We start from the raw sequence: 15,617 nt of genomic DNA on the forward strand, positions 1-15,617 counted from the left end.
TCGCCTGGTCGCACCGCCGCCGACAACACCAGACCCGCGCCCGCAGTAGCCACTACTGGAAACGCTGGCTCAAGCATCACGAAATCAGGCTGTAGTACTGGGGACTGTCTGACAAATGATCAACGTCGCGCTTAAATGGTCGATCGTGGTGCGACGTGGTGAGTTGACCGACAAGGCGTGGGCGCGGATCGAGTCGCTGCTGCCGGTGGTTGATGGCCGGGGTCGTCCCTGGCGTGATCATCGGCAGGTGATCGATGGCATCCTGTGGCGGCTGCGGGCCGGGACGCCGTGGCGGGACATCCCCGAGCGGTACGGGCCCTGGCAGACCTGTTACGAGCGGTTCAAACGCTGGGAACAGGACGGCACCTGGGCCCGCCTGCTGGAGGAGATACAGGTCAAGGACGACTCCCTCGGCCAGGTCGAGCTCACCGTGAGCATTGACTCCACCATCGCCCGCGCCCACCAGCACGCCGCCGGAGCCCGTAAAAGGGGGACGACGGCGGGACGTTCGATACGAAACAATCACAAAACCGGCAGGCCCTCGGACGGTCCCGCGGCGGGCTGACCACCAAGCTGCACCTGCTCGTCGAGGCCCGGGGCCTGCCGCTGGTCCTGCATCTGACCGGCGGCAACATCGTCGACTGCACCCAGTTCGAGGCCGTCCTGGCCAAGCTCCGGCTGCGCCGCCCGAACGGCGGCCGCCCACGCACCCGCCCGGACAAGCTGATCGGCGACAAGGGCTACTCCACCCGCAAGATCCGGCTCGACCTACGCCGGCACGGTATCAAGGCGGTCATCCCCGAGCGACGCGATCAGATCGCCAACCGCAAGCGCAGGGGCAGCCGGGGTGGCCGCCCGCACGCCTCCGACGCCCTCACCTACAAACAGCGCAACCTGGTCGAACGCTGCATCGGCAAGCTCAAGCAATGGCGCGCCATCGCCACCCGCTTCGACAAACTGGCCAGCCGCTACCTCGCAGGTGTCACCATCGCCTCGCTCATGCTCTGGCTCCGGCACGGCGAATTGTCAGACACTCCCTAAGCAGCCATAACTACGTGCGTCACTTCCCATCCGCCACAGTGAGTGGACCTCGCCTCGCCAGGCGTAACGAGTTGAGCAAGAGATCTAGCAATATGCCACCAAACAGAGGATGGTGTAGTGATGAGCGCCTCGGAACGTATCCCAGTTACGCCCAGTGTGCTTTCTTGGGCACGGCGGTCGGGAGGACTTAGCGAACTCATCGCCGCGCAGAAGCTAGGGATAAGCGTTACGACGCTACACAAATGGGAAACTGGTGCGCAAAAGCCAACACTGAAGCAGCTCCGGAAGGCTGCAGGCTGCTACAAACGTCCCCTTGCGGTTCTTCTCCTTTCTCAACCTCCACCGGAGATGGGCTTCGACGCCCTCAGAGACTTCCGCCGACTGGCTACAAGCGAGGATTCAGAGCCATCATCCTCGATGCAGATAGAATTGAGGCGTGCACACAGCCAGCGAGAGGTCTTCCTCGAACTAGCCGAGATTGCGCCAAACACAGTCGTGGAACCTCAGCAAGTTCCATCCATATCGGCCGCAGGAAATCCCGAAACTGCCGGGTCTACCCTTCGGGATTTTATCGGCCTGGGCGATGCAGGATACTCTAAGTGGAGCACGCCACATGAGGCATTGAACGCCCACATAGAGGCGATTGAACGCAAGGGCATCATGGTGATTCACACCAAGGATATAGCCCTAGAAGAAATGCGAGGCTTCTGCATAGCTGACTTCCCCTATCCCGTGATTGCACTGAACGGCACAGATTGGCCGCGACCTCGGCTGTTCACGCTCATACACGAACTCTGCCACATAGCCCTGCGATCCAGCGGGATGTGCGATCTACACGATGTTTTGCCTAGAGCACGTCACGTGACGGGAGAGGACCGGGTAGAGAAGTTCTGCAATCATGTCGCGGCCAGCACCCTGATGCCCAGCTACCCGGTCCTGCATCATCCGAACGTTAGGAGTAAGCCTGTCGGACATCGGTGGTCTCTTGATGAGCTTGGCCAGATAAGCAGGACCTTCCATACCAGCTCCGAGGCTCTACTGCTACGCCTGATAACCCTTGAGCATGCCACATGGCAGCAATACCGCGAGCTCAAACCCCTCCTTGATCGAGAGTATCAGGACGCCAGAAGAAGAAAAAAAGCGCAACAGCAGACCAAGGATGGCGGGCCAAGTTTCTATGTAGTAAAAGCGAGAAACCTTGGCCGGAACTACGTACTGTCTGTCGTTGACGCATTCCAAGCTAGATCGATATCCTCGCTCGATGCGGCCTGCTATTTGGATGTCAAATATGACCAGATTCCCAAGTTGGCTGAAGAGGCGTTCCGTTGACAACCTCCACATACTCTTCGAATTTATACTCAGTGGACACTAGCGCCTTAATCGACGGTCTGGAACGCTATTATCCCGAGGAGAATTTTCCAGGCTTATGGATTAAAATCGAAGAGCTGGTCGACTCTGGCCGCTTCTTTTGTTCCGAAGAAGTATGGCAAGAAGCAAGAGTTTATGCAGCACCCGTGCACGACTGGTGCGACCGTGTCGGCTTTTCACCCCTGGTCGTTCCGACCGACCTGATGATAGTTCAAGAGACTCAGGTTATTCTTGGAAATCATCCACTGCTGACAAAGAGCATGAAGAACAAGAATCGAGCTGACCCTTTCGTGATAGCCTTGGCCAAGCTAAAAGGAGCCATAGTCGTCACCGGCGAAGGTTCAGACGGCACAGCAACACGCCCCAAAATTCCGTACATCTGCGATTTGCTCAATATCAGATGCGTGAAGCTCCTCGACATCATCAAGATGGAGCACTGGCGCTTCGGTGCGCTGTGACTACTTGTCACGACGCTCTCGGCCTCGAAGATCAACCCACCCTGAACACCTGGGTGCTGAGGGCGCGTAGTCACTCAGTTAGTCACGCACCCCCGCCGTGAGACAACCAGCGGAGGTGCGTTACTCCTGGTGGAGCCTAGGAGATTCGAACTCCTGACTTCCTGCTTGCAAAGACGCACGCCGATCATGCTCGACCTGCCAAGGCGCAGCTCACGGCGCTGACCATGCGTCCCGTGGCTCCCCGCTGTTGCCCCTGGTTTCCCGTCCGATCGGGCACGCGACGGGCACGGCCGATACCCTTGCGGCGAAGGTCTTCGGCATTGCGCCGCGCCTCCCTGCATGGGTACAGCTCGGTGCGCCAAGCCGTAGGCGATCAGGCACGACGCCGGGGATGCTGGACAGCACCGGAGGCCGTCACCCTGCATTGCGGGAAGCGAGTCAACACAGGAACGCGCGGATTAGAAGCTGGGCCGATCATGGGTTCCATGCCGTCCCATCTGGACCAACGCCAGCGGCTGACCTGCATGGACCTCGGTGAACGGGTGAACGAATGAGAACCGCAACTCAAACTGCCGCTGGCCTTGCCGTCTGACGGACCTCGTCGGCAGTGCCGACGGCTTTACAGCGGGCCACCGTATCGGGCTGGATCAGGCCGCTGACCTCCGGATACGGCTCTTACCTTTCCCTCAGCCGGGAAGATCATCCCGCGTATATCCCGCAAGGCAGGGCCAGTCCCCTGCTGTGGGGATAATGGCTACCGGCTCGGGCAAAGAAGAGGCACGATTCGTAGATGCGAGTCACCATCGTGATGTCACGGTATGGCGGCATCTATGAGCCAGGCATCTGGGTCGCATTCCCCATGAACCCAGATGAGCTACCACCCGACTGGTATGCCGGGGACGTCGAGTGCGCCCACTTCTTCGCGGAACGCAAAGGAGAGATCGGAGGCGGCGACACTCCTCAGGAGGCGTACGAGGATCTCCTGAACAAGATGCGGCACAGACGACGTGCGGTCCGAAATCTCGATTCATGAGAAACACCGGTCATCCGACAGTCAGGCGGGACTTGCCTCTGCTCGGCACCTGGGTGGAGACATCCGGTGCAGCAAGATCACAAGGGAAGGGCGACGCCAATGGACTCTGACCCACAGCCAGAGGCTCGGAACACCATGCCCGACGTGCCGACCTCGGTGTTGCGACTGGCGGAAACGCTTGTCATGCTGGCCGCCTCCGCCGACGAACAAGCGGCGTGGATTGCCCGGCACCAGTGGCACACGGACGAATTGGCGCTCGACTTCGACTGGGCGAACGGATGGGTACCGTGGAGCGTCGACGAGCAATCGCCACGGCTCTTATCCCCGGCCCTTCACGATCTTCTGCAGCGAATCGAGAACTGCTTAACGGCTATGAGTGGTCAGTCCAACACTGAAAGGTGGACCCCCAAGGGACTCGCCACCGATCCCGGATGGGCTGAGGTCCGGCATCTCTCCAGTCAGGCACTCGCCGAGATCGCGGCGCTAGATCTGATCGCCATCCCCTCGTCGGCGGATCTGTAGACACAACCAAGCTCCACCTCGCGACCGATCTTCCTTCTGCCTCGTGCTGGTCGGCATGATCACATTGTCACGACTGGAGGAGGATTCGGATGGGAATCCATGGCCTTGATCCTCAACGCGCGAAGCGGGTGGCCGAGTTGGAGGCAGAGTGTCGACCCCTACTTGGGCAGGAAGACGGCATGGAAGCGGTGCAACATCTGCTGGCCGGCCGGGGTGTGGGCGTAATGGATTCGATCTTGGTCACAAGACAGCTCCTCGGTGCAGGCCCAAGCGCACTCGGAAAAGCCAAGGCGACTGTATTGGGCAGCACGGCCCGGACTACCGAACGGGCGCAGCATGGACGTTCCGTGGCCGACCTCCTTGCCCAACTCAGGGATGACCCAGACATCCAGATGTACGAATCAGGCGATCAGTAGCAGCCTCTGGCCGCCTGAAGATTCGGAGGACCTGCCTCGATCTGGACGCAGACCGTTACCACGTTGTCCGGTGAGCCGTGCTGAGGAACGAAGCACGGATCGTCGATCGCCCCAAGCCATCCACGGCGACCAGCCATGCCGTGGCGATCGTAGGGCTGCATCTGTGCGGCGGCGCGGCAACCCCGGCCGGAGCGTTCGATCGGTGCGGCGGGGCGGGCGTGCGGTGCCCGGCCCGGTGTCCCGCCGCCGTCCGGGACCGGCCCCCAGGCCGCACGCCCGGACGGCGGGCGGGCGGAGGGCCGGGGTACGGCGGCGCGCCGCGCCGCCGCTTGATCTCCTATGAGAACAATTCGGCAATGCCAAGCATGGTCCGGTGGTAGAACGCTCGGTGTGGCGGAGCGACGGGATCGGCTGAGGGCGCTGGGCGAGCTGCTGCGGCGGCTACGCAAGGAAGCGGGTCTGACCGGTAAGGATCTCGCGCAGCGGGCGCAAGTGGCGCAACCCACCATCTCTCGGATCGAGACAGGTCAGCTCCTCCCCACGCCCGAGACCGTTGAGCGACTGGTCGCTGCACTGGGTCTCGATGAGGCGGGTCGGGCCGAGTTGGATGCTCTTCTCGTACGACTTCGTGATGAGGTGTCTCGGCTGAAGGACGGCCTTGCCGGCCGGGAGGCAGCGAACGCCGCTCGGGTCCGGGCGGGGCGACGCTTGCTGTCCTTCCAGTCCGCGGTGATCCCGGCACTCTTGCAGACCGCCGAATACGCCCGACTTGCACTTGCGGTTGGGCGTGACGTCGAGAAGGCCGATGCGGCCAAGGCTGCGGCGGCGCGCGTAGAGGCGCAATCGGTCCTGTTCGACTCGACGCGAGAGTTCTCGTTCCTGTTGACCGAGGGTGCGGTGCGCACCTGGCCGGGGCCACCGTCGTTGATGTTGGCTCAACTCGACCGGCTGGCCACAGTAGCCACACTCTCGCATGTGACCCTCGGGGTCGTCCCCTGGTCAGTTCAGGTGCCGGCGTTCCCCCTGCATGGATTCACGATCTACGACGGTTCGGTGAGCGTGGTCGAGAGCTTGACGGGTGACCTTAGCCTGAGCGAGTCCGATGAGCTGACCAGACACGCGGAGACATTTGAGGCGTTCACGGCTGTGGCGGTGTATGGCGATGCACTGCGCCGGCTTCTGGGGTCGGTGGCCGACGACTATCGAAGGCTGATGAGCCATCCAGAGAAGTGACGCATTTATGCGTCGAATAGCTTGAGCAATGTCCAGCAGCACTCATACGCTGGCGCCATCTGATGTATAGCCCCCTAGACGACGGAGCTTCCCCATGTCGGTCTGGCGCTTCTCCCGCTACTTCCTCGGCTCCGCCCCCTCCATCACTGAGGCGCGACGCTTTGTGGCCGCACTCCTGCGAGGCTGGCCCGCGGTCGATGAGGCCGAACTGATCGTCAGCGAACTGGCCACGAACGCGATACGCCACTCCGCCAGCGGACGATTCGGAGGACGGTTCCTGGTCAGCGTCCAAGCCCATACGGATCGTCTCTGGCTTGGCGTTCTCGATGAGGGCGGACCTTCCTCCCCCAGGGCCTCCCGGCCATGCCTGGACGGCGAAGGCGGCCGGGGCCTGCTGCTCGTCGCAAGCCTGTCCATCGACTGGGGCGTCTGGGGTGACGAGCACGGTCGAACGGTCTGGGCCGTGCTCGACACAGCACTGCAGGGGGCGTCTCGCTGATGGCCTCCTGTCTGTCACCTCATCTCCCTTCGCCGCAGGCGTCGTGTGTGAAGCTCGACTGGAATCCCCCTCGCACGGACGAACGGCCTCGGACGATTGCTTGGACGTGCGACTGCGGGAGCGACTACTACGAACTGTGCGAGGCCGGCGGTCTCGGATTCGTCCGGCGCTTCGCCAAAATGGGCCATCAAGCCGTCGCCGTCGCCGAGACTCATCGTGTACGGGTTGGCGAATCTGGCGCCATGTGGGCTGGACTACTTTCAGGCGCTATGCGATGAGCCCACGTGGCGTCCCCAATCGACGGTCAGCGATTCGGGCAGTCAGCTCAATAACTGGCGAACTGGTCAAAAACGTACTGTCAAGGGGGATGGACGGCATTCCGTCTAGGGGCCTAGACTCGCGTCTAGTGATCAAAGGGGGATCGATGCCGCCGAGTGACGTTGAGCGCATTGCTGCGATAGAAGACCCGTTCCAACTGCTGCGGGTCGCTACCGAGCGTCTCAACGCTGCTCAACACGAGGTCGCCGAGCTGTCACGGCTACGTCGGCGGGTGATCCAAGAGCTACACGCCCAAGGGCTCTCATACGCACAGATCGCCAAGGAAGCCGGACTTACCAGGGGCCGGATTCACCAGATCAGGCATACCGGTCCTGCCCCTGAAGGGGCCTTTCTCGGCACGGGCACGATCACCTTGGTCACACCACTCAAGCGGGAGGACACCAAGGGGCGTCCTGTGATCGCGATGGAGGACGTCACCGCGGCCAAGCGGCTGGAGGACCTTGCCCGCGGCTTCGACCTGCCGGTGGAGCTGGAGCATGTTCCACTCGGCGGAGAGATCGACGTCAACCGACCGAACCTCATCGTGATCTGCGGCCCCAGACTCTCAACCGTGATGGGTGCGCTGTACGAGTCCGATCCAGTTCTGAAATGGGTCAAGGACGACGTCTGGACGTTGCACGACAGCCGTACCGGCACCGTGTACCGCTCTGGTTCTGACAGCGAGCCTGCCCGTGCCGTGGATTACGCCTATCTCGGACGGCTCAGGCGATCGGACGGCAAGGGCAACCTCATGATGTTCACCGGCATCCACCCGCAAGGCACACTCGGCGTGGTGCAACTCCTCCAGACCGAGATAGCGACGCTATGGGGTCAGGTAGGCGACAAGCGCTTCTCCACCGTCGTAGGCGTTGAGTACGACCCCACCACTGGGGAACCGGTCAAGGCGGAGCTCGCCAGCCCCCTGTACAGGCACGAGGAAGACTGAAACGTGCGGGTCGTCTTCGCCACCGAAGCAGTCCCAGGCAGGCCGAACGAGGACTTCGTCGCCGCCACCGCTGACGCGGCCGTCCTCCTCGACGGCGCCGGCACCCCACCCGGGTCCGAGTCCGGCTGCTCTCACGGCGTGGCGTGGTTCTCCCGCAGCCTCGGCTCGACCCTCCTGACCTCCATGACCCAGGGCACGGGCACCTTGACCGGACTGCTCGCCCAGGGAATCAAGACGGTGGCCTCACTCCATGACGGAACCTGCGACCTGAACCACCCCGGCTCTCCTTCAGCCACGGTCATCATGCTCCGGCACACGAACGACATGCTGGAATGGCTCGTCCTAGCTGACTCCGTCCTCGTCCTGGACGTCGTCAACGCGGCAGAACCCATGGCCATCTGCGATGACCGTGAGGCCCAGGTTGGCGCCCTCCACCGGACCGAGATGGACGCCCTCGCCTCCGGCACCGACGAACACGTCTCCGCCCATCGCCGCTATGTCGAGACGCTGCGCTCCTACCGCAACCGCGACGGTGGCTTCTGGGTAGCCGCCACTGATCCACTCGCGGCCGACCAGGCACTCACCGGCAACATGCCCGCTGACCAGATCCGAGCTGCCGCACTTCTCAGCGACGGCGCATCCCGACTCGTCGACCGCTTCCACCTACACACGTGGAGCCACGTCCTCGACGTCTTGGAGCAGTCCGGCCCTGACGAGGTCATCCGTCAAGTCCGCGCAGCCGAGCACTCAGATCCGCAGGGCGCGCGCTGGCCGCGGGGCAAGACATTCGACGACGCCACCGCGCTCTACTGCCGTTTCTGACAGCGCTTCACCGGTCTGGCCAAGATGCACGGTAGGCATATGTGATCACGATGAGACGTGCCGCTGCGAAGATCCCAACGTGATGAAGCGACGGATAGTTGCGGCGGTTCTCCTGGCGGTCGTATCCACGCTAACCGCAGGTCAGGCCGTGCACGCCGATGCCGAGGTGGATCCGGCCGGCGCCGTCCAGCGCCAACTCGTTCCCGGCCATGGGGTGAAGGTCGTCCAGCATTCCCGGATGTTCATGTTCGGCCGTTGGTCTTCCGTCAAGCCGGTACGCGGGGTCGTGGGGTTCGGCAAAGGCAAGATCGTGGCGACGGACATGAAGAACCCCAACCTGGCTCTTCGCGGTACTCGCAACATCTGCGTCGGCAAGCTCGGCTACGAGTCGTACGTCAAGCGTGACCCTGAAGATCCTCTGCCGCCGGGGAAGACCTGGGTGTCCTACGACTGGCCGCCATGCCAGCTCGTGCTGAAGTCCGGCTTTGTCGACCTCGCCGACCCGGCCACGCTCAGAGCTGTGCTGGCCACCACGACGGACACACGGCCCGCGGGCGTGTACGACGGTGTGCGCACCACCTTGTACCAGGGCAGCATCACCTTCGCGCAGCTTGGCAAGGCGAAACCAGGCTTGCGCATCGGCTTCCGGAGTAAGCCCACCGGTAAGTACGGTAACTGGAAGGTGTCTTGGCGGTTGTGGATCGGTGGCGACCGACTCGTCCGCAGAGCGCGGAGCTCCTGGCGCGAGCCGAACGATGGCCCTGGCCGATCCGCCGGTGACGACCCGTACTACGCCTTCGTGGAAGACCTCCGCCTGTCGGACTGGGGGATGAAGGTGCACATCAAGCCGCCGCCAGCCGATGAGACGGTGCCGGCGGACGAGCTGCACGACTGACAAAACGCGCGGGAAGTGGAGGCACGGAGGAACGTCTGGGTCTCCTACCGGGCGTGGACCGAGGAAACTGCAACGTTTGGTTTGTGGACGTGGACGCAGGCCAAGACCAAGCCCTCCACAGGCATACCGCGGGTAGTCGAAACTCGCTGCGTCAGCGAGACTAGTTGGGCATGGATGTTTACCCCCCTAGACAGTTGGGGCAGACTCTGGCTATCGTCCTCTGCATAGCCCCCTAGACAGCTCCTCAAAGCGACGCGGTCGCAACTGTCTAGGGGGATAGACAAAGGAGGTGGTGGACGATGGCACTTCAGGGACCGATCCCCGTCACGTTCGAGATGGTTTTCCCGCACGGCTGCTACATCGTCGGGGAGGTCGAGCCGGTCAAGGACTTCGACGCCTCGACCAACGGGCGGTTCGTGCAGGCGCGGGACAAGCAGACCCGTGAGCTGGTCTGGCAGGTCTCGGTCATGGACGCGGACCCAACGGTCAAGGCCGTGCAGAAGACGGCCGCGGTGAAGATCCTCTCTCCCGTGCAGCCGGTTCCGCCAGCGCCCATGCCGGGGCTGCCGTTCACGCCGGTCGAGTTCGACCAGATGACCGTCACGCCGTACGTGAACGCCAACGGTCGGCTCGCCTACTCGATCCGGGTTCGCGAGATGCGGGCTCCGCGACCGGTCGGCAAGCCCAGCTCGGCTAAGGACGCGGCGTGATGGGGCGGCGGGGACCGGCTCGGCCGACGGGCGTGATCACTCTCAACACCGGTTCCGGCGCGGTCGCCGAGAACCACGCTTACCAACTCCGCACTCCGGTCCTCGCGCTGGTGTTCGGGCTGGTCCAGGTGCAGGTCACCACGGGTGCGTCGGACCGGGTCACGGCGGCCGAGGTCGAGTTCGCTCGGCAGTTCGCCAAGCAGGCGCAGGACTTCGCGCAGTGTGTGGAGCGGATCCACCGGCGCGGGGTGACGGCGGCATGAGGAACCTCGGGCCGTACACCTACGTGACGCTCGCGATGGAGCCGGACTCCGTGCCTCGCCTCGCTGTCTCCTTCCACACGGCCGACCTGCGTATCCGCGCGAGTGTGCTCGACGAGTCGCGTCCTTACCTGGAGATCTGCTCCCCCGAGGCGGACGTGGCGATCTCGACCACCGGGGCCGGCCACGTCACCGACGCCGACCTCAGCAACGCCCGTCAACTCTTCGGCGCTGTTGCTCGCTACCTCGCCGACTGCGAGCGACTGCACTCCGAACAGTCGGCAAAGACCGCCCCGGATGCGGCGGTCTGACATGCAAGCGGGGCCGCAGGAAGCGGCAACTTCCGGCGGCCCCTCGGTCTTCCGCACACTCCAAATGCTTGGAAGGACTCCAGCCTAATGTTCAAGAAGATGCCTGGCGAAGAGCCACATCGCATCGTCTCGACCACACCTGATACGGCGGTGGTCTTCAGACCGACCGTCCTCAAGACGCCCGCGATCGTCACGCTCGTCATCTTCGGGTGGCGGGCCGCTGCGAGTCTGGTCCGCACGCTGTGGCGGCATCCGGTCGCCGTGCTGGTCGCCGCCGTACCGTGCGTGCTGTCCGTTCTGTACGGGTGGCGTGTCGCGCTGCTCCTCGTCACTCCCGTGCTCGTCGGAACGGTCGTCTGGGGCTCGCTCGACCGGGCCAGTTTCGCCCGCTGGATCGGCTGGCGGCTGCTGGCCTGGTGGCGCCTCATCTGGGTCTACCGTCGGCACTGGCAACCGGTGATGGTCATCTCTGGTCTCGGCAGGCACGTTCGAGGACGCGACTACCTGCCCAAGCTGGACAAGGTCACCTGCACGTCGTGGGCCGACCTGGTCACCGTGCGCATGCTCAACGGGCAGGCGGTCAAGGACTGGGCCGACCGTACCGACAACCTCGCTCAGGGCTTCGGCGGGAGTTCCTGCCGCGTGTCGGTCCTCACGGGTGGGCGGGTGCGCCTCACCTTCCCTCGGAGCGACCCGCTCGCCGTTCCTCTGCCCGCCGTACCGATCCCGGAGACGCCCACGATCGGCCCTGTCGAAATCGGCAAGCAGGAGGACGGGCGGCCGTGGTTCCTCAAGGTGCACGGCACTCACGTCCTGGTCGCGGGTGCCACCGGGGCCGGTAAGGGCTCAATCATCTGGTCCACGATCCGCGGGCTCCTGCCTGCCGTCAGCACGGGGCTTGTCGAGATCTGGGCGCTTGATCCCAAGTTGATGGAGCTATCCTTCGGGAGGGATCTTTTCGGGCCACGCTATGCCGCTGATCCGGCCGACTGCGCCGACCTGCTGGACGACGCCGTCAAGGTCATGCAGGCTCGCGCCGCTCGCTTCGCCGGCCACCGGCGATCCCATGTGCCGACCGTCGACGATCCCTTCGTCCTGGTGCTCGTCGACGAGGTGGCCTTCCTCACTGCGTACCAAGCTGACAAAGAGCTGCGGCGGCGCATCTCCGCTGCTCTGGCAACGCTCACCACTCAGGGACGTGCCGTCGGGGTCGGCGTCATGGCGACGCTGCAGGACCCGCGCAAGGAGGTCATGAACACCCGGAACCTGTTCCCGGACAAGATCGCGCTTCGACTCGACGAATCGGAACAGGTGGACATGGTTCTCGGCGACGGCACGCGGGATCGTGGGGCGCTGGCCGACCGGATCTCTCCTCGTCCTGAATTGGGCGCTGGCGTCGGCTACGTCCGGTTGGAGACCTCCCCGGATCCGATCCGGGTGCGTGCGGCCTATGTCTCCGACGAAGACATCCGCGAGATGGTCGCCGAGTTCTCCGGTGAGGTCGCATGACGCTCGCTCATTTCCTCGACGGTCTGTGCTGCGCCGACTGCGGTGCCATCAATGTCCTGCGGCTCGACCCGCTTCACGCCCTGATCGAGTGCACCAAGTGCGGAACCTCCGCGCTCATCGTCCCCGAGATCGGAAAGGAGATCCGTTGAACAGCCCACATCAGCCAACGGAGGTCCGGGGAGAAGCGGCGGTCTTGATGTCCCGCCGCTCCACCCCACGGGCGCTGCGGATGGCTCAACCGCTCGCCCGAGCAGTCGCCGAAGAGGTCGCCAAGCAGTACGGCGTCTGCATCCGGCCTGTCGCTCTCCGGCGGTTCGACCTCGTCACAGGCAAGGAAGAAATCATCGATGCCCCGTGCGGGGCGACGTTGGAGAGCAAATGCCCTTCCTGCGCCAAGCGCAACCGGCAACTCCGGATGGCGCAGTGCCGGGAAGGTTGGCACCTCGCGGATGAACCTGTCATAAGCCCAGATGCGGCCACCGAGGAACAGCGCTGGCTCATCGAGTTCCGTGCGGACATGCAGGCTAGACGCGATGCGGTTGCGCAGGCCGGTGCGGACGCCTCCGACTGGGACGCGGTTCTCGTCGGTCTCGATGAGGAGATCAACGCCGCTGGGATGCGGGGTCACGTGTGCGGCCGGACCGCGCCCAAGCGGGTGCGCTCCACCAGGCGACGGCAGGACGCACCAGATCTACCCAAGCGCAAGATGACCAACACGACCCTCGGGCGGACCTTCGAGTCTGCTGACGGGAAGGTCTATCGACCCTCGATCTTCGTGACGCTCACGCTTCCCTCATACGGCAGGGTTCGTGACGGCGTGCCGGTCGATCCAGAGACCTATGACTACGAGCGGGCTGCCCGCGATGCGCTGCACTTCTCCAAGTTGGTCGATAGGTTCGTGCAGAACCTTCGCCGCGTAGCCGGCTACGACGTGCAGTACTTCGCCAGCGTAGAACCTCAGAAGCGGCTCGCCCCGCATCTGCACATGGCGATCAGGGGCACTCTGCCGCGTGCAGAGGTGAAGCAGATCGCCGCGGCTACCTATCACCAGGTGTGGTGGCCGCCCTGCGATCAAGTCCGCTTCGAGGGCGGACACCTGCCCATCTGGCAAGACGGCGTCGGCTACCTCGATCCGATCACGGGTGAAGTTCTGCCGACGTGGGACCAGGCCCTCGACGAGCTGGACCAGGACGACGCGGCCGAACCACTGCACGTGGTCCGCTTCGGCGATCAGGTGGACGTGAAGGGCGTGCTCGGGAGCACTCCGGACGCAGACCAGTGCATCCGCTACCTGTCCAAGTACCTGACCAAGAGCCTCGGTGACGACCTCGATGGGCAAGCGCAACAGGAGCATGCCGCTCGCTTCGTCGAGGCCCTGCGTTACGAGCCCTGCTCGCCGACCTGTTCCAACTGGCTCCGCTACGGCGTGCAGCCCAAGGGTGCCAAGGCCGGCATGGCTCCAGGACGGTGCCGTTCCAAGGCCCACAAACCCGAGCACCTCGGCTACGCGGGCCGCCGGGTCCTCGTGTCCCGGAAGTGGTCCAACAAGACTCTCTCCGAACATAAGCAGGACCGCCGCACCTGGGTCATGGAAGCGCTTGGGCAGGCCGACGAGCCGACCGATCCGCACCGGTACGTCTGGAGAGCCGCCCCGGCTGGTGACGCCAACGTGGCTCCGCTCGCCCTGCGTCTGCTCAGATCGGTGGCAGAGCGGCAACGCTGGCGTGCCCATATGGCCATGCTCCAAGCGCACGCAGACGGCAAAGATCCTTCGGCAATCGAGGGGAGGGCAGCATGACACAGACGAACAGGTCCTTGCTGCCCGACTACGCGCAGGGCCGACTGCTCACGGTCGAGGAGGCCGCCGAACGGCTGAACACGACCGTCCGCTTCCCACGTCGGCTGATCGAGGAACGTCGCATCACCTTCATCCACGTCGGACGCAACGTCCGCATCCCCGAGGCCGCGCTTGAGGCATTCATCGTCGCCGGTCTCGTCCAGCCGATCACCGCGACACGAGGTAGGAGGGTCGCCTGATGGCCAAGACCGACGCAACGCCAGAGGGCGAGCCTCGACGCTCACGAAAGCGGAAGCCTCCGAAGAGGCGGTTCGGCCGCGTGCGCAAGCTGCCGTCCGGTCGATTCCAGGCCCGCTATCCCGGCCCGGATGGTACGGACCGTCCGGCTCCAGAGACCTTCGCCACCAAGACCGACGCGGAGGTCTGGCTTACGAAGATCGAGGCGCAGATCCTCGATGACGAATGGATCGACCCGGATGCCGGGAAGATCGCTTTCGGCAAGTTCGCGCAAGACTGGATCGACGAGCGGCCCAAGCTGCGCCCACGCACAGTGGAGCTGTACGGCTACTTGCTGCGCCAGCACATCGCACCGACCTTCGGGGAGAAGCCGCTCAACGCGATCAAGGAACCGCACGTCCGACGCTGGCGGAAGTCACTGGTTGAGCGGAAGGTCAGCGAGGTAACTGTGGCCAAGGCGTACCGGCTGCTGAAAGCCGTTCTGTCCACAGCTGTGGATGACCTGCTCATCAAACGCAATCCCTGCCGGATCAAGGGGGCCGGCCAGGAGCAGTCTCCCGAACGGCCGGTCCTGACCGTGGAAGAGGTCTACCGCATCGTCAATGTCATCGAACACCGCTACCGGGCACTCGTCCTGCTGGCTACCTTCGCCAGCCTGCGCTGGGGCGAACTTACCGGACTCCAGCGGCGGGACCTCGACCTCGACGCCAGAACGGTCCGTATCGAACGCCAGATGATCCAGATCACTGGCAAGGGCCTCGTCTTCACCGAGCCGAAGTCACACGCGGGCAGGAGAACTGTCGTCTTCCCTGACCTGATCATCGATGAGCTGCGCGCCCACGTGAAGGACTTCACCCAGGACGGACCGGAAGGCTTGATCTTCGCCGGACCCGACAACGGGGCGCTCCGCAACACCAACTTCAACCGTCGGGTCTGGGCCAAGGCGCTCGAAGACGCGGGCGTGTCGAAGATTCACTTCCACGATCTGCGACACACCGGCAACACCCTGGCCGCCAGCACGGGCGCGTCCACCCGAGAGCTGATGACCCGCATGGGGCACTCCAGCACCCGGGCAGCGCTCATCTACCAGCACTCCACCGACGAGCGCCAGCGCGAAGTGGCGCGCAAGCTTGACGCCCTCGCACGCGGCGCACTGGCCAAGAAGTCATCGGGCACGTAACGGGCACGACCCCAGAACCGGACCCCACAAAGATCGAAAGCCCAGGCCGCCGACCTGGGCT

The 15,617-nt window shown here is 63.9% G+C and carries 18 protein-coding genes; all 18 read left to right on the plus strand.

Annotation, left to right across the window (positions count from 1 at the left end; translation table 11 throughout):
- The first annotated feature begins 148 nt into the window (after positions 1 to 148).
- The 18 genes from FAF44_RS33010 (at position 149) to FAF44_RS33095 (ending at position 15,556) form a co-directional block, all read left to right on the plus strand.
- A protein-coding gene (locus FAF44_RS33010) for an IS5 family transposase (protein WP_308193425.1) occupies positions 149 to 1,041 on the plus strand; the annotation gives its coding sequence in 2 pieces (ribosomal slippage) (positions 149 to 533 and positions 533 to 1,041; 894 coding nt in all).
- Positions 1,042 to 1,161: 120 nt separating this feature from the next.
- Complete coding sequence (locus FAF44_RS33015) at positions 1,162 to 2,370, plus strand: ImmA/IrrE family metallo-endopeptidase (RefSeq protein ID WP_237107247.1); 1,209 nt, start codon at positions 1,162 to 1,164, stop codon at positions 2,368 to 2,370.
- 32 nt (positions 2,371 to 2,402) lie between these two features.
- A complete protein-coding gene (locus tag FAF44_RS33020; RefSeq protein ID WP_237107248.1) occupies positions 2,403 to 2,867 on the plus strand; it encodes a DUF4411 family protein in 465 nt (154 codons plus the stop codon).
- A gap of 790 nt (positions 2,868 to 3,657) precedes the next feature.
- Positions 3,658 to 3,900, plus strand: coding sequence for a hypothetical protein (locus FAF44_RS33025; protein WP_237107249.1), 243 nt, complete (start codon positions 3,658 to 3,660; stop codon positions 3,898 to 3,900).
- 144 nt (positions 3,901 to 4,044) lie between these two features.
- On the plus strand, positions 4,045 to 4,422 hold the full coding sequence (locus FAF44_RS33030) for a hypothetical protein (protein ID WP_237107250.1): 378 nt from the start codon (positions 4,045 to 4,047) through the stop codon (positions 4,420 to 4,422).
- Between the two features lie 806 nt (positions 4,423 to 5,228).
- The gene (locus FAF44_RS33035) at positions 5,229 to 6,071 is read left to right on the plus strand and encodes a helix-turn-helix transcriptional regulator (protein ID WP_237107251.1); all 843 of its coding nucleotides are present in this window, start codon (positions 5,229 to 5,231) and stop codon (positions 6,069 to 6,071) included.
- Positions 6,072 to 6,165: 94 nt separating this feature from the next.
- Complete coding sequence (locus FAF44_RS33040) at positions 6,166 to 6,570, plus strand: ATP-binding protein (RefSeq protein ID WP_237107252.1); 405 nt, start codon at positions 6,166 to 6,168, stop codon at positions 6,568 to 6,570.
- Positions 6,571 to 6,994: 424 nt separating this feature from the next.
- On the plus strand, positions 6,995 to 7,834 hold the full coding sequence (locus FAF44_RS33045; protein ID WP_237107253.1) for a sigma factor-like helix-turn-helix DNA-binding protein: 840 nt from the start codon (positions 6,995 to 6,997) through the stop codon (positions 7,832 to 7,834).
- A 3-nt stretch (positions 7,835 to 7,837) separates the two neighbouring features.
- On the plus strand, positions 7,838 to 8,656 hold the full coding sequence (locus FAF44_RS33050) for a protein phosphatase 2C domain-containing protein (protein ID WP_237107254.1): 819 nt from the start codon (positions 7,838 to 7,840) through the stop codon (positions 8,654 to 8,656).
- A 238-nt stretch (positions 8,657 to 8,894) separates the two neighbouring features.
- Positions 8,895 to 9,551 (plus strand): hypothetical protein, encoded by a 657-nt coding sequence (locus tag FAF44_RS33055; RefSeq protein WP_237107255.1) that lies wholly within the window; start codon positions 8,895 to 8,897, stop codon positions 9,549 to 9,551.
- A gap of 299 nt (positions 9,552 to 9,850) precedes the next feature.
- Positions 9,851 to 10,261, plus strand: coding sequence for a plasmid replication, integration and excision activator (locus FAF44_RS33060; protein ID WP_237107256.1), 411 nt, complete (start codon positions 9,851 to 9,853; stop codon positions 10,259 to 10,261).
- 32 nt (positions 10,262 to 10,293) lie between these two features.
- Positions 10,294 to 10,524, plus strand: coding sequence for a hypothetical protein (locus FAF44_RS33065; protein WP_237107257.1), 231 nt, complete (start codon positions 10,294 to 10,296; stop codon positions 10,522 to 10,524).
- On the plus strand, positions 10,521 to 10,832 hold the full coding sequence (locus tag FAF44_RS33070; protein ID WP_237107258.1) for a hypothetical protein: 312 nt from the start codon (positions 10,521 to 10,523) through the stop codon (positions 10,830 to 10,832). The genes FAF44_RS33065 and FAF44_RS33070 overlap by 4 nt, the downstream gene beginning before the upstream one ends.
- Positions 10,833 to 10,919: 87 nt before the next feature.
- Positions 10,920 to 12,341: an FtsK/SpoIIIE domain-containing protein gene (locus FAF44_RS33075; protein ID WP_237107259.1), complete on the plus strand. Its 1,422-nt coding sequence runs from the start codon at positions 10,920 to 10,922 to the stop codon at positions 12,339 to 12,341.
- Complete coding sequence (locus FAF44_RS33080) at positions 12,338 to 12,490, plus strand: hypothetical protein (protein ID WP_237107260.1); 153 nt, start codon at positions 12,338 to 12,340, stop codon at positions 12,488 to 12,490. Before FAF44_RS33075 ends, FAF44_RS33080 begins: the two co-directional genes overlap by 4 nt.
- Before the next feature lie 47 nt (positions 12,491 to 12,537).
- A complete protein-coding gene (locus FAF44_RS33085) occupies positions 12,538 to 14,139 on the plus strand; it encodes a helitron helicase-like domain-containing protein (protein ID WP_237107278.1) in 1,602 nt (533 codons plus the stop codon).
- Entirely contained in the window at positions 14,136 to 14,378 is a 243-nt protein-coding gene (locus tag FAF44_RS33090; RefSeq protein ID WP_237107261.1) for an excisionase family DNA-binding protein, read from the plus strand. The genes FAF44_RS33085 and FAF44_RS33090 overlap by 4 nt, the downstream gene beginning before the upstream one ends.
- Positions 14,378 to 15,556: a site-specific integrase gene (locus FAF44_RS33095; protein WP_237107262.1), complete on the plus strand. Its 1,179-nt coding sequence runs from the start codon at positions 14,378 to 14,380 to the stop codon at positions 15,554 to 15,556. Before FAF44_RS33090 ends, FAF44_RS33095 begins: the two co-directional genes overlap by 1 nt.
- Positions 15,557 to 15,617 lie beyond the last annotated feature (61 nt).

Origin of the sequence: Nonomuraea sp. MG754425 (assembly GCF_021699195.1) — a bacterium.
Classification (GTDB): domain Bacteria; phylum Actinomycetota; class Actinomycetes; order Streptosporangiales; family Streptosporangiaceae; genus Nonomuraea.